This window comes from Streptomyces sp. WM6386, from assembly GCF_000972385.1.
In the GTDB taxonomy this organism is placed as follows: domain Bacteria; phylum Actinomycetota; class Actinomycetes; order Streptomycetales; family Streptomycetaceae; genus Streptomyces.
The window spans coordinates 1-17,511 of the sequence record NZ_JXTE01000053.1 but is presented as its reverse complement, the minus strand read 5'-3'; the positions used below and the strand labels follow the sequence as shown (position 1 = coordinate 17,511).

The 17,511-nt window shown below is 70.8% G+C and carries 17 protein-coding genes and 1 pseudogene; 4 read left to right on the top strand and 14 right to left on the bottom strand.

The features are described 5' to 3' along the window. Nucleotides 1–45 precede the first annotated feature (45 nt). Nucleotides 46–906, top strand: a complete 861-nt coding sequence (locus TN53_RS28125) for a 3-hydroxybutyryl-CoA dehydrogenase (RefSeq protein WP_046261487.1) — start codon at nucleotides 46–48, stop codon at nucleotides 904–906. A gap of 236 nt (nucleotides 907–1,142) precedes the next feature. After that, nucleotides 1,143–1,400 carry a hypothetical protein gene (locus TN53_RS28120; RefSeq protein WP_046261486.1) on the top strand — a complete coding sequence of 86 codons (258 nt, stop codon included), beginning with the start codon at nucleotides 1,143–1,145 and terminating at the stop codon, nucleotides 1,398–1,400. Between the two features lie 41 nt (nucleotides 1,401–1,441). On the opposite strand, the gene TN53_RS28115 is transcribed toward TN53_RS28120, so the two are convergent. The 10 genes and pseudogenes from TN53_RS28115 to infC all read right to left on the bottom strand — a co-directional run bounded on the left by TN53_RS28115 (nucleotide 1,442) and on the right by infC (nucleotide 12,372). After that, a complete protein-coding gene (locus tag TN53_RS28115; RefSeq protein WP_046261485.1) occupies nucleotides 1,442–1,987 on the bottom strand; it encodes an NUDIX hydrolase in 546 nt (181 codons plus the stop codon). A 107-nt stretch (nucleotides 1,988–2,094) separates the two neighbouring features. Further along, on the bottom strand, nucleotides 2,095–3,435 hold the full coding sequence (locus TN53_RS28110) for a hypothetical protein (RefSeq protein ID WP_046261484.1): 1,341 nt from the start codon (nucleotides 3,433–3,435) through the stop codon (nucleotides 2,095–2,097). 276 nt (nucleotides 3,436–3,711) lie between these two features. Next, nucleotides 3,712–4,743, bottom strand: coding sequence for a PP2C family protein-serine/threonine phosphatase (locus TN53_RS28105; protein ID WP_046261483.1), 1,032 nt, complete (start codon nucleotides 4,741–4,743; stop codon nucleotides 3,712–3,714). 232 nt (nucleotides 4,744–4,975) lie between these two features. Beyond that, nucleotides 4,976–7,486, bottom strand: coding sequence for a phenylalanine--tRNA ligase subunit beta (gene pheT, locus TN53_RS28100; protein ID WP_046261482.1), 2,511 nt, complete (start codon nucleotides 7,484–7,486; stop codon nucleotides 4,976–4,978). After that, nucleotides 7,486–8,607, bottom strand: a complete 1,122-nt coding sequence (pheS, locus tag TN53_RS28095) for a phenylalanine--tRNA ligase subunit alpha (RefSeq protein ID WP_046261481.1) — start codon at nucleotides 8,605–8,607, stop codon at nucleotides 7,486–7,488. Before pheS ends, pheT begins: the two co-directional genes overlap by 1 nt. A 139-nt stretch (nucleotides 8,608–8,746) precedes the next feature. After that, nucleotides 8,747–9,883, bottom strand: coding sequence for a sensor histidine kinase (locus tag TN53_RS28090; protein ID WP_046261480.1), 1,137 nt, complete (start codon nucleotides 9,881–9,883; stop codon nucleotides 8,747–8,749). Between the two features lie 50 nt (nucleotides 9,884–9,933). After that, nucleotides 9,934–10,776: a TrmH family RNA methyltransferase gene (locus TN53_RS28085; RefSeq protein WP_046261479.1), complete on the bottom strand. Its 843-nt coding sequence runs from the start codon at nucleotides 10,774–10,776 to the stop codon at nucleotides 9,934–9,936. Nucleotides 10,777–10,862: 86 nt separating this feature from the next. Further along, nucleotides 10,863–11,246: a 50S ribosomal protein L20 gene (gene rplT / locus TN53_RS28080; protein WP_020132316.1), complete on the bottom strand. Its 384-nt coding sequence runs from the start codon at nucleotides 11,244–11,246 to the stop codon at nucleotides 10,863–10,865. A gap of 101 nt (nucleotides 11,247–11,347) precedes the next feature. Next, nucleotides 11,348–11,542 carry a 50S ribosomal protein L35 gene (gene rpmI, locus TN53_RS28075; protein ID WP_003977225.1) on the bottom strand — a complete coding sequence of 65 codons (195 nt, stop codon included), beginning with the start codon at nucleotides 11,540–11,542 and terminating at the stop codon, nucleotides 11,348–11,350. A gap of 112 nt (nucleotides 11,543–11,654) precedes the next feature. Then, nucleotides 11,655–12,372, bottom strand: a pseudogene (infC, locus tag TN53_RS28070) (translation initiation factor IF-3). Between the two features lie 346 nt (nucleotides 12,373–12,718). Here infC and TN53_RS28065 point away from each other — a divergent pair. Next, a complete protein-coding gene (locus tag TN53_RS28065) occupies nucleotides 12,719–13,078 on the top strand; it encodes a DUF1844 domain-containing protein (protein WP_046261477.1) in 360 nt (119 codons plus the stop codon). A 29-nt stretch (nucleotides 13,079–13,107) separates the two neighbouring features. Here the strand turns inward: TN53_RS28065 and TN53_RS28060 are convergent, their stop codons facing one another. Next, nucleotides 13,108–13,836, bottom strand: a complete 729-nt coding sequence (locus TN53_RS28060; RefSeq protein WP_046261534.1) for an SseB family protein — start codon at nucleotides 13,834–13,836, stop codon at nucleotides 13,108–13,110. A gap of 150 nt (nucleotides 13,837–13,986) precedes the next feature. Between TN53_RS28060 and TN53_RS28055 the strand changes: the two genes are divergently transcribed. Next, nucleotides 13,987–14,934 (top strand): serine hydrolase, encoded by a 948-nt coding sequence (locus TN53_RS28055; RefSeq protein WP_046261476.1) that lies wholly within the window; start codon nucleotides 13,987–13,989, stop codon nucleotides 14,932–14,934. 115 nt (nucleotides 14,935–15,049) lie between these two features. On the opposite strand, the gene mycP is transcribed toward TN53_RS28055, so the two are convergent. From mycP to TN53_RS48510, 3 genes are all read right to left on the bottom strand, one after another. Further along, complete coding sequence (gene mycP / locus TN53_RS28050; RefSeq protein ID WP_046261533.1) at nucleotides 15,050–16,216, bottom strand: type VII secretion-associated serine protease mycosin; 1,167 nt, start codon at nucleotides 16,214–16,216, stop codon at nucleotides 15,050–15,052. A gap of 5 nt (nucleotides 16,217–16,221) precedes the next feature. Then, nucleotides 16,222–17,034 (bottom strand): hypothetical protein, encoded by an 813-nt coding sequence (locus tag TN53_RS28045; protein WP_046261532.1) that lies wholly within the window; start codon nucleotides 17,032–17,034, stop codon nucleotides 16,222–16,224. Nucleotides 17,035–17,230: 196 nt separating this feature from the next. Further along, nucleotides 17,231–17,511: hypothetical protein (locus TN53_RS48510; RefSeq protein WP_420719131.1), on the bottom strand; the 281-nt coding region annotated here is incomplete at its 5' end.

Genomic DNA, 17,511 nt, shown 5'->3' with positions numbered 1-17,511 from the left:
AACAGCGGAACCCTGCGATGTCCGTAGACCAGCGAAAGGGGCGATGTGACCGACATCGAGCGCATCGGAGTGGTGGGCTGCGGCCAGATGGGAGCGGGCATCGCCGAGGTGTGCGCCCGTTCCGGACTGGACGTGAAGGTCGCCGAGACCACCGGCGAGGCCCTGGAGATCGGCCGGGCCCGGCTGCTGAACTCCCTGACCAAGGCCGCCGAGCGCGGCAAGATCAGCGAGGAGGAGCGGGACGCGACCCTGGCCCGCCTGTCCTTCACCACCGACCTCGGTGAGTTCTCCGACCGCGATCTGGTGATCGAGGCCGTCGTCGAGAACGAGCAGGTGAAGACCGAGATCTTCCAGGTGCTCGACCAGGTCATGACGCGCCCGGACGCGATCCTCGCCTCCAACACCTCCTCCATCCCCCTGGTGAAGCTGGCGGTCGCCACCTCGCGCCCCGACCACGTCATCGGCATCCACTTCTTCAACCCGGCCCCGGTGCAGAAGCTCGTCGAGCTGATCCCGGCGCTCACCACGTCCGAGGGCACGATCAGCCGCGCCCAGGCCTTCGCCGAGAAGCTGCTCGGCAAGCACGCGATCCGCGCCCAGGACCGCTCCGGTTTCGTGGTCAACGCGCTGCTCGTGCCGTATCTGCTCTCCGCCATCCGGATGTTCGAGTCGGGCATCGCGGGTCGCGAGGACATCGACAACGGCATGGAGATGGGCTGCGCGCACCCGATGGGCCCGCTGAAGCTGTCGGACCTGATCGGCCTGGACACGATCGTCTCCATCGCCAATTCGATGTACGACGAGTACAAGGAACCGCTCTACGCCGCTCCCCCGCTGCTCCAGCGCATGGTCGACGCCGGCCGCCTGGGCCGCAAGAGCGGTTCCGGCTTCTACACCTACGGCTGACGGCGTCGCCTGACATCTTCAGGCCGTGTGCACAGTGCCCGTTACAGGGTGCTGATGACACAGTGCGACGAACACGGGCCCGGCACTCTTCGGAGCGCCGGGCCCGCCGTATTCACACACCGTGTGCGCGCCGGGCCCGCATATGCCCGTCGCACACGCTCCCCACGCGTCCACCAGGCGAGTTGACTCTTCATGCGCATGCAAGGGATGTGACGACTACGGAAAGGAGCGGACTCGTGACCGCCGACCCGGAGCATCCCGTGGTCCATGGAGAACTCGCAGAGTTACGCCGCCGACTCGATGTCGCGTACGTGCGCGTCGAGGGAGGGCTCGCTCTGCTCAGCCATCGCACGGAGGAGACGGACAAGGAACTGGACGACCTGAGCGCACGCCTCGTCGTACTGGAGCACGCCCGTTGGCCGCTGCCGGCCGTCGCGGCCGTCACGGCCGTGGGCGCGCTGATCGCGACGGTCTGGCAGGCCATCGGACACTAGGGCCGGGGAGGCCCTGGGGGCGCGGGACGCGGCGGGGGAGGTCAGGGCAAGGCGTCCTGCCCGAGCCTGAGATGGTGCAGCAGGAGTAACGCGGCCGCCATGTTGGCGGCCGGGACCTCCCCACGGGCGACCATGTCGGGGACGAGCTTGAGGGGGACCCACTCCCGGCGGTCCGACTCGAAGTCGTCCACGGGGTGTCCGACGTACTCTCCCTCCTCGGCCCAGTAGATGTGGTGCCGGGCGTCGGTGAGCCCGTTGGACGGCTCCACGCTCATGAGGTGGTGCAGAGGTCCCGGCCGCCAGCCGGTCTCTTCCTCGAGTTCCCTGGCGGCCGCGATCGCGATGTCCTCGCCGTCCTCGACGACGCCCGCGGCCAGTTCCCACCCCCAACTGTCGGTGATGAAGCGGTGGCGCCACAGGAGGAGGACCTCATTGGACTCGTTCACCACCGTGGCCACGGCGACGGGCCGCAGCCGTATCAAAAAGTGATCGAGGTGCCGACCGTCCGGCAGCTCGACATCCGCGAGGTTGACGCTGAACCAGCGGTTTTCATACACAGTTTGTTCGTTCTGTTTCGTCCACTGCACGGTTCTGCCACCTTCCGCTGAGTAAGTGGCAATATCGCAGCAGGAGCAGTTCGGCAGCAGACGCAGAACGACCTCTCACAGCTGCGGCGCAGTGTCTTGACAGGGGTTTACAGCGGTACGCGCAGAGCTCCGTCGATGAGTTCGGCTGCCTCGGATGTGCCCGCGCAGCCGCTGCGGACCAGGTGTTCGCGTACCGCGCGGAGTCTGTCGCGCAGGCGCTGGGACTCCATTCCGCGGGCCTGTTCGGCCATCTGCACCGCAGTGGCCACCGCCTTGTCGGCGTTGCCCTGACGCAGCTCGATCGTGCTGAGCATCGCGAGCCGGTGCACCCGGCCCCGGTCGTGGGCCGGATTGTCGACGGCCACGGAGGCATGCTCCCGCGCCGCCACCAGCTCGCCGAGGCTGAGCAGCGCCTCCGCCACCTGGACATTGACCAACCCCGGCTGGACATAGCCGGTTTCGTCGGGTTCGTATCCACGCCGGATGCGTTCGGCGGCCTGCTCGGCACGCCGGATGCAGGACAGCGCGCTCGTGCCGTCGCCGAGGTGCGCGTACGCCTTCGCCTGCATCGCGTACAGGTCGGAGGCGAGCGCGGGGGTGATGTGCCGGCCCGCGGCACGCAGCGCGGCCTCCGCGAAGGCGACGGCCTGCCGGTTCTCCCGCATGAACAGCGACTGGTTGACGAGGAGCGCGATCACATAGGCGCCAAGCCCCCTGTCCCCACTGGCCTTTGCCAGGCGCAGCGCCTGATGGAAGTACCGCTGGGCAAGACCGTGCGCGTCGGAGTCGTAGGCGCAGATCCCGGCGACCGCCACCAACCCGCCCGTGGCCCGGTGCAGTTGACGGCCGGTCTCGTCGGTGTAGCTGCCGCGCAGCAGCGGGGCGGCCTCGGCGTTGAGGAAGCCGACGATCCGGGTACGGGTCGCGATGCCGCCGGCCTTCCGGTACATCTGCTCGTAGTGCGTACGGGCGGCGCGCAGCATCTCCAGGTCGCCGGCGGTGACCCGGTGCCGCCCGCCACGTGACACATCGACGTCCTCGGGCGGGTTCTCCCACTCCCACACCGGCATGACGGCGGGTGTGCCGGTAACCGCGGGGGCGCCCAGTATGTGCGGCCGTTGCTGCTCGTCGGAGCGCCACAGGGCGGTGGCCCGCTCCACGAACCCGGACAGCGAGGTGCCGTGCGGGGCGGAGGGCTCGCCGGGGACACCGAGGCCGATGTCGTCGAGGTTGACGGTGCGGTGCAGCCGGGCGGCGAGCACCTCGCAGATCAGGTCGGGCACCTGACCTCGGGGGCGCTGGCCCTTCAACCACCGCGCCACGGCGGTGTGTTCGTACCGGAGCGCGAGCCCGCGCGCCCGGCCGGCCTGGTTCACGTGTGCGGCCAACCCCGCGTGCGAGATTCCCGCTTCGTCCAGGATCGCGTCGAGCAGAGTGTTGGGCTGCATATATGCCCCCCGGGTGGCTCGGTGCCGTCAGAGTAGTGGGTGTGGGTTCACACGGGGTGTGAACGGAGTGCTCGAATCCGTAGCGTGCGCGCACTGTCGCGGAGAGTTTCCAGCCGGTTGACTGAATTGCCTCGCAAGAGGCCGGCCGGGCCGCCGGCTCCCCCTCGTACAGTGCGGCGGCCCGAATCCGCGCCGTCCGCCCAGCTGCCTGCCCGACACTCCGTGGCGGGGCGGACGGCTCCGCCGGTTTGGCCGAGCGACTGAACGCCGTTGTGCTCAAAGGTGCGTTGTCGGCTGCGGGCTCGTCGTGGCTGGTCGCGCAGTTCCCCGCGCCCCTGAGGCATGCCTGTGGCAACGCTCGTTTCGCAGTACCAGTAGGGCGATGTCGTCCGCGGGGGCTCCTGCCGCATGGCGCAACACACCTGCGAAAACCGAACCGAGTACCTCTTGAGGAGGCTCTCCCGCGGCCTTTGCCAAAGCCTCCGGCAGGGAGAAGAACCGGCCATGAGCGTCTCTGGCGTCCTCCGCTCCGTCCGTGTGGAGGACCAGGGTCTCGCCGGGGAGCAGGTAACCGCATTGCATGGGCGGCAGTTCGGGCGGGAGCGGGAACGGCCCGAGCGGAGGGAGGGGATCCGCTCGGGTCAGGGGGTCGACTCGTGCGCCGCTCAGCAGGTTCGGCCACGGGTGGCCGCAGTTCAGTGCGCACACATCGCCGTCCCGGCCGATCTCCAGGAGCAGTACGGTGACGAACTCCTCGGCGACCGGGTCGTCGTCCCGGGCCCGCTCGCGCAGGTGTCTGCCCAGCGCGCGCTCCAACCGGCGCAGCACACCACCGAGTTCGGGCTCGTCATGGACCGCCTCACGGAAGCTGCCGAGCACGGCGGCGACCGTACCGAGAGCGGCGAGGCCATGTCCACGGACATCGCCCATGACGACCCGTACGCCATGCTCGGTGGCGATCACCTCGTACAGGTCACCGCCGACAGAGGCCCCACGGTCCGCCGAGAGCTGGGCGGCGGCGATGTCCAGCCCCTCGACGCGCGGCGGGAGCGGTCGCAGCAGGGCACTCTGCGCGGCACCGGCGACCTGCCGGACCTGCCGGAGTTCACGCAGCAGTGCATGCCGGACGTGAAGTATCAGCCCGGTGCCGACAGCGAAGAACACGGCACTGGTCGCGAGGCGTGCCTCGAAGCCGGTCTGCTGGGCGAGCGGGCAGGTCAGCTTGTATGTGACCGCCACGGCCCCCCACGCGGTGGGCAACCCCAGCGAGAGCACCCTGCGCGAAACCCGACCCCTGATACGGATCATGCCGATGGCCCCCCAATAGGCCCAGACAGCACAGAAGGACCGACCCCGAAAGGCCGGTCCGATTCTGTCGACAGCATGACCCGGAAGGACCAGATCGCTGGGAGTTCTCACTCAAACGAGTGAGGTAACGGATGGGGGTGTGGGGGCTCGCCCCCCCACAGGGGCTGTGACATTTGCGGCTCCGCCGCGTGGGCGCGACCAGCCACAGCTCACCCGCACCCGGCACACAACCTCAGCCGCGCAGGACCGCTCCCGTCCGCTCCCCGGCAAGTGCAACAGCCGCGTCGCGCGCGGCCGAAGCCTCGTCCACGGTCAGCGTCCGGTCAGCTGCGCGGAACCGCAACGCATAGGCGAGTGACTTCTTGCCGTCACCCAACTGCTCCGCGTTCTCATACACGTCGAACAGCCGGATCGCCTCAAGAAGCGACCCCGCACCCTCACGCAACGCGTCCTCGACCTCGGCGTGCGGCACGAACAGGTCCACGACCAGCGCGACATCCTGCGTGGCGACAGGGAACGTGGAGATGCTCGGCGCCCGAGGCGTGTCGTCGCCGACGGCCTCCAGCGCGTCCAGGTCCAGCTCCATCGCGGAGGTGCGCGCGGGCAGCCCGAACGCCTTCACGACCCGCGGGTGCAGCTCACCGGCGTGCCCGACGACCTTCTCCGCGCCCTCGGCGACGACCACGAGCTCGGCGCACCGCCCCGGGTGCCACGGTCCGTACTGCCCACCACGGACGACCAGTTCGGCACCGGCCTCACGGGCGACGGCCCGCGCCGCCTCGATCGCGTCGGCCCAGTCCGCCGGACGGCCCTTGCCCCACCAGCCGGCCTGCTCACGGGCGCCCGCGAGAACGGCCGCCACATGCCGCGGCTGCGCAGGCAGCGCCGCGTTCAGCGAGGCGAGCTCCTCGTCCGTGGGACGCCGGTCGACGGGCAGCGAGACGGCGACGCGCTGCTCCTCGCGCGGGTTGAAGACCAGGCCGGTCTCGAAGAGGGCCAGGTCGTGCGAGCCGCGGCCGTCGTTGCGCCGCAGCGCACCGAGGAGTCCCGGCAGCAGCGACGTACGGAGCGCGGGCTCCTCGTCGTTGAGCGGGTTGGTCAGCTTCACGACCCGGCGGGCCGGGTCGTCGGCCTCCAGCAGGAGCTGGTCGAAGACCTGCTCGCCGAGGAAGGGGTAGTTCGGCGCCTCGACGTACCCGGCACCGGCCAGCGCCCGGCCGACGCGGCGGTGCAGCCGCTGCCGGTGGGTGAGGCCGCGGCCCGACGGGGGCTTGGGCAGCGTGGAGGGCAGGTTCTCATAGCCCTCCAGACGGATGACCTCTTCGGCCAGGTCGTTGACCTCGGTGAGGTCGGGACGCCAGGACGGCACGGTGACGATCAGCTCGTCCTGCCCGTACACATCGCAGCCGACCTGCTGGAGACGGCGTACGACGGTCTCGCGGCCGTACTCCACACCCGCGACCCTGTCCGGGTGGTCGGCCGGGACGGCGATGGTGTGCGGCGCGGACGGCGTGGCGACCTCGGTGACACCGGCGTCGGCGGTGCCGCCCGCGAGCAGCACGAGGAGGTCGACGGTGCGCTGGGCCGCGGCCGCGGCGGCGGCCGGATCGACACCGCGCTCGAAGCGGCGGGACGCCTCGGAGGAGAGCTTGTGGCGCCGGGCCGTACGGGCGATGGAGACCGCGTCGAAGTGCGCGGCCTCGATGACCACGTCGGTCGTGCCTTCGCCTTCCTCGTGGTCGGCGATCTCGGTGTTCGCGCCGCCCATGACACCCGCGAGGCCGATCGGGCCGCGCTCGTCGGTGATGACCAGGTCCTCGGCGTGCAGCTTCCGCTTGGCACCGTCGAGGGTGACGATCTCCTCGCCCTCGCCGGCCCGGCGGACGCCGATGGTGCCCTGGACCAGCTTGCGGTCGTAGGCGTGCAGCGGCTGGCCGAGCTCCATCATCACGTAGTTGGTGATGTCGACGGCGAGCGAGATCGGGCGCATGCCGACCTTCTGGAGCCGGCGCTGGAGCCAGAGCGGGGAGCGGGCCTCGGGGCTGAGGCCGCTCACCGTACGGGCCGTGAAGCGGTCGCAGCCGAGCGGCTCGGAGACCTGCACCGGGTAGCCGTACGCGTTGGGGCCCGGGACGTCCAGGAGCGCCGGGTCGCGCAGCGGCAGGCCGTAGGCGATGGCGGTCTCGCGGGCGACGCCGCGGATGGACAGACAGTCGCCGCGGTTGGCGGTGACGGCGATGTCCAGGACCTCGTCGACCAGTTCGAGGAGCTCGATGGCGTCCTTGCCGACCTCGGTCTCCGGCGGCAGCACGATGATGCCGTGGCTGCCGTCGTCGCCCATGCCCAGCTCGTCGCCGGAGCAGATCATGCCGTGGGACGTCTTGCCGTACGTCTTGCGCGCGGAGATCGAGAAACCGCCCGGCAGGGTGGCGCCGGGCAGGACCACGACGACCTTGTCGCCGACGGCGAAGTTGCGGGCGCCGCAGACGATCTCCTGCGGCTCGCCGGTGCCGTTGGCCTGACCGACGTTCACCGTGCAGAAGCGGATCGGCTTCTTGAAGCCCTCCAGCTCCTCGATCGTCAGCACCTGGCCGACGACCAAGGGGCCCTTGAGGTCGGCACCGAGGTGCTCGACGGACTCGACCTCGAGGCCGGCCGAGATGAGCTTGGCCTGGACGTCACGGCCGGTTTCGGTCGCCGGCAGGTCGACGTACTCCCGCAGCCAGGAAAGCGGGACCCGCATCAGATCTCCATCCCGAACGGCCGAGTGAACCGGACGTCACCCTCGACCATGTCTCGCATGTCTTCGACGTTGTGGCGGAACATCAGCATCCGCTCGATGCCGAACCCGAAGGCGAACCCGCTGTACTTCTCCGGGTCGACGCCGCAGGCGGTCAGCACCTTGGGGTTGACCATGCCGCAGCCGCCGAGCTCGATCCAGCCCTCGCTGGAGCAGGTACGGCAGGGGCGGTCGGGGTTGCCGACGGACTCGCCGCGGCAGACGTAGCAGACCATGTCCATCTCGGCGGACGGCTCGGTGAAGGGGAAGAAGTTCGGCCGCAGCCGGGTCTTCATGCCCTCGCCGAACAGGGCCTGGACCATGTGGTCCATCGTGCCCTTGAGGTCGGCCATGGTGAGGCCCTCGTCCACGGCCAGCAGCTCGACCTGGCGGAAGACCGGGGTGTGCGTGGCGTCCAGCTCGTCGGTGCGGTAGACGACACCGGGACAGATCACGTACACGGGCAGCTCACGGTCGAGCAGCGAGCGGATCTGCACGGGCGAGGTGTGGGTACGCAGCACGACACCGGACTCGGTGCCGCCCTCGGGGCCCCGCACGAAGAAGGTGTCGGCCTCGCCGCGGGCCGGATGGTCCGGGCCGATGTTGAGGGCGTCGAAGTTGAACCACTCGGCCTCGACCTGCGGGCCCTCGGCGACCTCGTAGCCCATGGCCACGAAGACGTCCTCGATGCGCTCCGACAGGGTGGTGAGCGGGTGGCGGGCGCCGGCCGGTACGCGGTCGTACGGCAGCGTGACGTCCACCGACTCCTCGACCAGGACGCGCGCGTCGCGCTCGGCCTCGAGCTCGGTCTGACGGCCTGCGAGCGCCTTGTTCACGGCGCCGCGGGCCTGTCCGACGAGCTTTCCGGCGGCGGCCTTGGCCTGCGGGGGCAGGGCGCCGATCTCGCGGTTGGCGAGGGCCAGCGGCGAGGTGCCGCCGGTGTGGGCGACCTTGGCCTCCTGGAGCGCGTCGAGGGAGTCCGCGGCGGCGAAGGCGGCGAGCGCCTCGTCCCGCATGCGCTCGATCTCTTCTGGCTTCAACGCCTCGACCTCTACAGGGTCGTACGACTTGTTCGGTGCCGACATCTCTTCCCGTGCTTCCGATTGGCTGGCTGAAGGTCCCCGTCACCGACTCACACAGAGGTCAGAGGGCCGTCCATGGGACACAAAGGTGCCAGAGGCCGAGTCTAACGGGGCGGGGGTGTACGAATGCGCCCGTGGGCCGCTAGGCGAGATACGCCGGCGCCGCCACGGGCAACGTAAATCGGAACTCCGCGCCGCCCTCGGGGGCGCGGCCGACGGTGATGGTGCCGCCGTGGGCTTCGACGATGCCCTTGACGATGTACAGCCCGAGGCCGGTGCCGCCGCGCTTGCTGCCCCGCCAGAAGCGGGTGAAGACGCGGTTCATGGACTCCTCCGGGATGCCGGACCCCTCGTCGCTCACCGTGACCGACGTACCGACGTCCTCCCCTTCCCGGGGTGACGCCGAGGGCGTGACGTCAATCGTGACCGTTCCCTCGCCGTGCCGCACGGCATTTTCGAGCAGGTTGCTGAGTACCTGGTCGATCTTGTCGGGGTCGGCCCACAGCATGGGCAGCGGCTGCTCGATGCGGAGCAGGAACCGGTCGGCGGTCTGCCCGGCGGCTACGTACGCCTGGATGTGCCGCCCGACCGCGGCCCCGATGTCGACGGGCTGGCGCCGCACCTCCAGGCGCCCGGAGTCGATGCGCGAGATGTCCAGCAGCTCGGCGATGAGCCGGGTGACCCGGTCGGCGTCGGCGTCGACGGTCTCCAGCATCAGCCGCTTCTGGTCGTCGGTGAACCGCTCCCACTTGGCGAGCAGCGTGGCGGTGAAGCCCTTGACGGAGGTGAGCGGGGAGCGCAGTTCGTGGGCGACGGTGGCGATCAGTTCGGCGTGACTGCGCTCGGTGCGGCGCCTGGCCTCGGTGTCGCGCAGGCATACGACGACGCGGTGGACGGGCCCGGTGGGCTCGATGCGCACGTACTGCGCGGAGACGAGGACCTCACGTCCGCCGGGAAGGAGCAGATTCCGCTCGGGCTGGCGACGCCGAATCGCGAGCCCCCCGTAGGGATCCGTCACCTGCCACCAGCGCCGCCCTTCCAGGTCCTCTAACGGCAGCGCCTTGTCGAGCCGCTGCCCGAGGGCCTCGGCGGCCGGTACGGCGGTGATGCGCTCGGCGGCGGCGTTGAAGCAGACGACCCGGCCGTGCTCGTCGGCGACGACCAGTCCGTCGGGCAGGAGGTCGGGGTCGATGCCGAGCCCGGCCAGATCACCGGGGCCGGGCGCGGACCCGTGCCGCACGTCCCGTGCTCCCGGTGCGCTGCTCGTGCCGACGCTCATATCCCCGTACCCCACCTCTTCGACGGAGGGCCCCCGAGCTGGTCACCCTACTAGCTCTCGGTGACGGAGCGGCACCCTCCGGAGGCGCGCTGTGCACGGGCCGACGCGTAGAGACATACGGCGGCGGCGGTCGCCAGGTTCAGGCTCTCGGCCTTCCCGTGGATCGGGACGCGCACGACGGCGTCCGCGAGTGCGCGGGTCTCCTCCGGGAGCCCCCACGCCTCGTTCCCGAAGATCCAGGCGGTCGGTCCGCCCATGGTCCCCTTGTCGAGCTCGTCGTCGAGGTCGTCGGTCCCGGCGCCGTCGGCGGCGAGGATCCGCACGCCGGCGTCCTTGAGCCCCTGGACCGCCTGCTCCACGGGGACACCGACGGCGACGGGGAGATGGAAGAGGGAGCCCACGGAGGCCCGTACGGCCTTGGGGTTGTAGAGATCCACGGACGCGTCGGTCAGTACGACGGCCTCGGCCCCGGCGGCGTCCGCGCACCGCAGCACGGTCCCGGCGTTCCCGGGGTCGCGGACGTTCGCGAGCACGGCGACGAGCTGGGGGCGGGCGGCGAGGATCTCCTCGAAGGGGGTGTCGAGGAACCGGCACACACCGACGAGCCCCTGCGGGGTGACGGTGGTGGAGATGTCGGCGATGACGTCCTCGGAGGCGAGGTGCACACGCGCTTCGACGGCACGGGCCTCCGCGATGATCTCCGCGTACCGCTCGGCGGCCTCGACGGTGGCGAACAACTCCACGAGTCCGTGCCCGGCGGCCTCCCGCACGGCCTGCGGCCCCTCGGCCAGGAACAGCCGCTCCTTGCCCCGGAAGTTCCGCTTGGCGAGCCGCCGGGCGGCGGAGACGCGGGGGGAACGGGGGGAGATCAGCTCGGGGGGTGCGGAGTGCATGAGGCTCACTTTCAGAACTACACAACAGGACCCGCAAGCCCGAAGGCCTGCGGGTCCCTCATGTCACGTCGGCGCAAAGCCAGGCGTCAGGCCGCCTTGGGGGCGTTGACGTCGGCCGGCAGGGCCTTCTGCGCAACCTCGACCAGCGCGGCGAACGCGGTGGCGTCGTTGACGGCCAGCTCGGCCAGGATCTTGCGGTCGACCTCGATGTTCGCCGCGTTCAGACCCTGGATGAAGCGGTTGTACGTGATGCCGTTGGCGCGGGCAGCGGCGTTGATGCGCTGGATCCACAGCCGGCGGAAGTCGCCCTTGCGCTTCTTGCGGTCGTTGTAGTTGTAGACCAGCGAGTGGGTGACCTGCTCCTTGGCCTTGCGGTACAGGCGCGAACGCTGACCGCGGTAGCCGGAGGCCGCCTCGAGGATCGCCCGGCGCTTCTTGTGGGCGTTGACTGCCCGCTTGACGCGTGCCACTTGTTAACTCCTTGTAGCGGGGCCGTGGTGGGACTCACACGGCCCGGAATCGATGGGGTCCCGGTCCAGACGTACGGCGCTCAGTCAGGGCGCCGCGTACGTCACTTGCCGAGAAGCTTCTTGATCTTCGCGGCGTCGCCCGGGGCCATCTCGGCGTTGCCGGTGAGGCGGCGCGTCACGCGGGACGACTTGTGCTCGAGCAGGTGGCGCTTGCCGGCACGCTCGCGGAGCACCTTGCCGGAGCCGGTGATCTTGAAGCGCTTGCTGGCACCGCTGTGCGACTTGTTCTTCGGCATAGCGCCGTTCTCTCCTCTGGGTGGCGCTCCGGTGCCCGGTCGTGAAACCGGGCACACGGTGGAGCGTCGCTCTTGTATCGGTTACGTCCTGAGGGACTCGCGTCCCCTGGGATCACGCCTCGGCGGGAGCCTCGGCAGGGGCCTCGGCGGGAGCCTCGGCAGCAGCGTCGGCGACCTCGGCATCCGTATGCACGGCGTCGGGGTCCGCGGCGTTCTGCGACTTGCCGGGGTTGGCCTTCGCCTCAGCCTTGCGGGCTTCCTGTGCCTGGCGGGCCTCGGCCATCGCCTCGGTCTTCTTCTTGTGCGGACCGAGAACCATGATCATGTTTCGGCCGTCCTGCTTCGGGTTCGACTCCACGAAACCGAGGTCCTCGACGTCCGTCGCGAGACGCTGCAGCAGTCGGTAGCCGAGCTCCGGCCGGGACTGCTCGCGACCACGGAACATGATCGTGATCTTGACCTTGTCGCCCTGCTTGAGGAACCGGACGACGTGACCCTTCTTGGTGTCATAGTCGTGCGGGTCGATCTTCGGCCGGAGCTTCATCTCCTTGATGACCGTGTGCGCCTGGTTCTTGCGCGCCTCACGGGCCTTCATGGCCGACTCGTACTTGAACTTCCCGTAGTCCATGAGCTTGCACACAGGCGGACGGGCGGTTGCCGCCACCTCGACCAGGTCCAGGTCGTACTCCTGCGCAAGCTCCAGTGCCTTGGCCAGGGGGACGATGCCCACCTGCTCGCCACTGGGACCGACAAGTCGCACCTCTGGAACGCGAATCCGGTCGTTGATGCGGGGCTCGGCGCTGATGGATCCTCCTCGGTTAGCACCACACGGCGGTCTGGCGGACAGCCGCGTTTGTCTCTTCTCGACAGACCTAACCGCGCCGAAGCACAAAAAATGCCCCGGACGATCACAAGACGGGGCTCCAAAACACTGCCGGAGCACCGCCGCAATGATCGCGGGGCGCACATTCGGGCGACTCCATCGTCCGTACGGAACGATGGTGGCCGCCTGACCGGGGTGACCCGCCGTCCCGGGGGACGGTCAGGTGGGAGATCGGAGCCTCCACTTGTGGGCCGGGCACGCGAGTGTCCAGCCGGTCATCAACCAGATTAGCAGGATCGCTTGACAAGGACCAATTGGAGGAACGGCAGCACGGACCGCCTATCGTGTGGGCCATGAGTGACACCCCTCCTGAGTCCCCTGCCGACTTCGACGAGATGACCCGCGACATCGCCGAGGTCCCCGCCGTCGAGGTGATCGTGACGGTCGCCGTCAACCTGATGAGCGCCGCCGCGGTGAAGCTCGGCCTGACAGAGGAGGGCGACAAGTACAAGGACCTGGACGAGGCCCGCAAGCTGATCCACGCCCTCGCCGGCCTGCTGGACGGCAGCGCCACCGAGATCAGCTCCTTCCATGCGGCGCCGCTGCGCGACGGTCTGAAGTCCCTCCAGCTGGCGTTCCGCGAGGCGTCGATCGTCCCGGACGAGCCGGGCCAGGGCCCGGGCGAGAAGTACACGGGCCCGGTCTACGGCTAGGGCCTGATCCGCCGGACAGGCACTGGTCCCTACCGCACGAACAAGGGCGCGCCCGGAGGCGTCGCCCCGGCCGGCAGCAGTGCCAGGTCGAGGCCGCGCACCAGGCGGGCCCTCAGCGTTTCGTCGGCGGCGAGACGCCGGGCGACCGCGTGGACACCGGCCTCGTGCGGGACGACGGGGTCGAGGACCAGGGCGAGGGTGCCGTCCCCCTGGCCGGGACCGAGATAGGCCCGCTGTACCGCGCGCACGTCGGCGACGGCGGCCCGCACCGCCGCCACGACCGCGGGGTCGGCCAGCGGGTCCGTCGTCGTACGCCCCTCGGCGAGGGCGAGCAGCGCGGGACCGGTCAGCTCGAAGGCCACGGGTCCGGCCAGGTCCAGGACGACCGTGTCCGCCTTCTCGTGCGCGGCGGCCTGGAGCGCCTGGTGCAGGGGTACGGCGACGGGGCGGGCCGCCGGGTCCCAGAGCGCCAGCGAGTCGGTGGATGTGAAGGCGGGCAGGGCGGTGCGGCCGCCGGCCTTCAGGGTGGGCACGGCCATGTCGCTGGTCTTCTCGCGGCGCAGTCCGTTCTCGTCCTCCTCGACCTCGCCGAGCACGGCCACGACGGGGACGAGCAGCCGGGCGCCCTTCAGGGCCTCCAGGACGGGCCCCACGGCGTCGCGGTCCTCGGTCCAGGCGGCGAGCGCCGCGCTCAGCCGGGGGTCGGCGGAGCCGTCGTCGTCGGAGAAGCCGGAGTCGGGAATGTTCTTGTTCGCCACGGTCACCGACCCTATAGGGGGGATGCTGCTGCGCTTGTGCGGCCCCGGAAACCTCTCCGTGACCCTCTTCACCGGAATCTCAGATTTCCCTGACACACATCTAACTTCCGTCTAACGGCCCACACAGCCGGCGGCCCGACCATCACGGTCATGGAGTCCTCCAGAGCCCGCCGAAGCCGTCGCTCGCGCCCGTCCCGGCGGCGCCCGTTGATGTACACCGCCCTCGCCTCCGTCGCGATCGTCGGCGCCACGGCCGGGGGGACCGTGTATGTGAAGGCGCAGGCGCACTCCGCCGCTCCCTCCGTATCGTCGGCCCCGTCGCCGACCGCGGCGGCGACGAGCGAGGAGGCATCGGTGGAGCCCGTGACGCAGCCGACGGTGGACCACGACAAGCTGCTGGCCAAATCCATGGAGTCGGTGACCGTGCCGGGCGACGCGGACGTCTCGGTCGCCGTGCTCGACCTGGACTCCGGGGAGAGCGCCACGTACGGGGACGCCGCCTTCGACACGGCGAGCATCGTCAAGGTCGACATCCTGGCGGCGCTGCTGCTCCGGGCGCAGGACGAGGACCGGCATCTCACGGCGGCCGAGAAGTCGTACGCCACCTCGATGATCGAGAACAGTGACAACGTCTCCGCGTCGGCGCTGTGGCGGATCATCGGGCAGGCGGAGGGGCTCGACGCGGCGAACGAGCGGCTCGGGCTCACGGGCACCGAGGGCGGTGACGGGATGTTGTGGGGGCTGACCCAGACCACGGCGGCGGATCAGCTCACGTTGCTTCGGCAGGTGTTCGGGGACGACTCGGAGTTGAGCTCGGCGTCGCGGGAGTATGTGCGGGGGCTGATGGGGCGGATAGCCGCCGATCAGCACTGGGGGGTGTCGGCCGCCGCCGAGGGGTCCGCGTGGGCCCTGAAGAACGGGTGGCTGCCGCGGTCGGCGACGGGACTGTGGGACATCAACAGCATCGGGCGGGTCACCGCGCCGGACGGTCACGGGTACTTGGTCGTGGCGCTGTCGAACGGTAACGCGACGAAGGAGAAGGGGATTTCGCTCGTGGAGTCCGCTGCGGAGGCAGCGGTATCCGTGTTCACGGGTTGAGAGTGCCGCGACAGGCCGACGGCGGACTGCCGCGCCGTTGCGGCCTGTCGCGCCCACGCGGCGGCAGCCGCAAATCGATGCGGCCCCGCGCCCCGCAGGGGCGCCATCCGCACCGTCAGACTTCTTCGTACCGCGCTCTTCTGCCTCGCCACAGCACCACCGCCGCGATCAGCAGGACGCCGCCCGCGCCGCCGGCCAGGGGGGCCGCCCAGCCTGCCGCGTCGTCCTCCTCCTCGGCCGCGTCCGGGCCTGAGCCGAAGTACTTCTCGCCGTAGGACGCCGCCTGCAGTCCCTCCGGCTTCAGCTCGGCCGCTGCCTTGATCGCGGCTGCCGGGTCGACCAGGCCGTAGCCGCGGGAGTCGTCGCGGCCGCCGACGGGGGCGTCGCGGGCCGTGTCCTCCAGGAGCTTCTTGATCTGGGCCGGGGTCAGGCCGGGGTGGGCCGCCTTGACCAGGGCGACGGCTCCGGAGACGAAGGCCGCGGCGGCGCTGGTGCCCCAGCCCTCGTAGTACTTGTGGTCAGGGTCGGCGATGACGACCTTGTCGCCGGGGGCGCCGACCGTGGAGTACCAGCGGCGGGTGGAGAAGGCGGCGCGCGTGCCGTACCGGTCGACGGCGGTCGCGGCGATGACACCCGGGTAGGCGGCCGGGTAGGAGATGTGGTCGCCCTTCTCGCCGCCGTTGCCTGCCGAGGCGACGACGACGGAGCCCTTCTTGAGGGCGTACTGGACGGCCTCGTCCTCGGCGGGTTCGGGGTGGGCGGACTTGGAGTCGTCGCCCAGGGAGAGGTTGATGACGTCGGCGCCGTGGTCGGCGGCCCAGCGGATGCCTTCGGCGAGGGCGTTGCCGCGGGTGTTGCGGGCCTTGCCGCGGGCCGAGTCGCCGTCCTCCAGGATGACGCGGACGGGGAGGATCTTGGCCTCGGGGGCGATGCCCATCACGCCGTCGGCGTCGCCGATCCCGTGTCCGTGGCCGGCGATGATGCCGGCCATCGCGGTGCCGTGGCGGGCCCAGGCGCGGTCGCCGCGGCTTGCTCCGAAGCCGACCATGTCCTTGCCGTCGAGGACGTTGCCGACGAGGTCGGGGTGGTCGTCCTCGACGCCGGTGTCGAGGACGGCGACGGTGATGCCCTTGCCCTTGGTGGTCTGCCAGGCCTCCTGGGTGTGCATGGCCTCGAGGGCCCACTGCTGGGCGCGTATGCCGTCGGCGTGCGCCGCGGTGGGCGGTACGAGGGCGAGGGAGGCGGCGAGAAGGGCGCTGAGGAGGCCGGCGCGGCGGGTCATGGCGTTCACGACGGCTTCTCCGTGGCCGAGCTGACGGTTTTGCGGAAGCCGCGTTCGATGCGATCGGCCAGACCCTGGGCCTCGTGGCCGAGACCGGCCTGGGCGATGTCGGTGGTGGCGTCGGACGCCATGGCCTTCTCGGCGGGTTCCGGCTCGTCGACGCTGCGGCCGTCGGCCCAGCCGGAGACGGCGTAGGCGACGACGGGGGCGTCGGTGAGGACGGAGACGGCCCAGGAGGCGCGCTGTTTCGTGCCGAAGCCGGCGGCGACGGTGTTCTTGGCGGCGTAGGTCCGGGGCATGAGGTCGGTCCGGTCGCCCAGCTTCTCCTTGCCGAAGCGGGTGTCGAGGGCGGTCATGCCGGCGGCGTCGGCCTTGGTGAAGAGAAGTCCGACGGTGGTGACGTAGCTCTGGGTGGCGTCGGTGTACGTGGCGCGGAGCAGCCGCTCGCAGCCGACGGGGGCGAATGCCTTGCGCAGCAGGGGGTCGAAGGCGTCCTTGCAGCCGCTGTCCGGGGCGACGGCGATCCGCGTCCAGGTCCGGTCGGCGCCGCCGGGGCCTGCGCCCTGTCCCTGGACGGTGGGCGGGAAGAGCTGGTCGACCGGAACGGCGTGCCACATCCCGGCGGCCGCCGCGAAGGTGTCCCCGGACCCGGCCGCGGCCGAGTCCCCGACGAGCCAACTCCCGGTCGCGGCACCACCGATGAGCCCGAGCCCGAGCACGAGACAGACGGCCACGCCGACGGCCCGCAGCCGACCTCGCCCGCGGAGCGCTCGCGGCCGCGCCTGCTCGTCGTACCCCTCGGGCTGCCCGAACGACACGACGGGCCGTCCGGATCCAGGGGTGTCACCGGGTGCCAGGGGGGCGCTCCAGGAGAGAGAGGGATCGGGTTGCCGGGCCGACGGGCTCCCTCCGGGGGGCGCGGTGCGGCCGAAGGCGTCGGCGGGCACCGAGGCCGACCGGGTGCCGGGCGCGCCGGCCGGCGCCGAGACCGGCCGGGAGCCGGCCATGGGCGCGTCACCGAGGGGAGTCGACCGCCCGAAGGCACCGGCGGACGCACCAGCCGGACGAGATCCGGGCCGAGGCGGCACACCGGGCGGAGCGCCAGCGGACGCCGTCGGACCGGACGCTGAAGACGGGCGGGTACCTGACCCGGGCGGAGCGCCAGCGGGCGCCGTCGGACCGGACGCGGAGGACGGGCGGGTGCCTGGGCGGGGCGGAGCGCCAGTGGGTGTCGTCGGGCCGGGTGTGGAGGTCGGGCGGGGTGGTGCGTCGGGGGGCGCGGGGCGGCCCAGGGG

Excerpts from the sequence above, each read along its gene's own strand:
- TN53_RS28110 (WP_046261484.1), bottom strand. The coding sequence starts at position 3,435 with ATGCAGCCCAACACTCTGCTCGACGCGATCCTGGACGAAGCGGGAATC.
- TN53_RS28105 (WP_046261483.1), bottom strand. The coding sequence starts at position 4,743 with ATGATCCGTATCAGGGGTCGGGTTTCGCGCAGGGTGCTCTCGCTGGGG.
- pheT (WP_046261482.1), bottom strand. The coding sequence starts at position 7,486 with ATGCGGGTCCCGCTTTCCTGGCTGCGGGAGTACGTCGACCTGCCGGCG.
- pheS (WP_046261481.1), bottom strand. The coding sequence starts at position 8,607 with ATGTCGGCACCGAACAAGTCGTACGACCCTGTAGAGGTCGAGGCGTTG.
- TN53_RS28090 (WP_046261480.1), bottom strand. The coding sequence starts at position 9,883 with ATGAGCGTCGGCACGAGCAGCGCACCGGGAGCACGGGACGTGCGGCAC.
- TN53_RS28085 (WP_046261479.1), bottom strand. The coding sequence starts at position 10,776 with ATGCACTCCGCACCCCCCGAGCTGATCTCCCCCCGTTCCCCCCGCGTC.
- rpmI (WP_003977225.1), bottom strand. The coding sequence starts at position 11,542 with ATGCCGAAGAACAAGTCGCACAGCGGTGCCAGCAAGCGCTTCAAGATC.
- TN53_RS28065 (WP_046261477.1), top strand. The coding sequence starts at position 12,719 with ATGAGTGACACCCCTCCTGAGTCCCCTGCCGACTTCGACGAGATGACC.
- TN53_RS28055 (WP_046261476.1), top strand. The coding sequence starts at position 13,987 with ATGGAGTCCTCCAGAGCCCGCCGAAGCCGTCGCTCGCGCCCGTCCCGG.
- mycP (WP_046261533.1), bottom strand. The coding sequence starts at position 16,216 with ATGACCCGCCGCGCCGGCCTCCTCAGCGCCCTTCTCGCCGCCTCCCTC.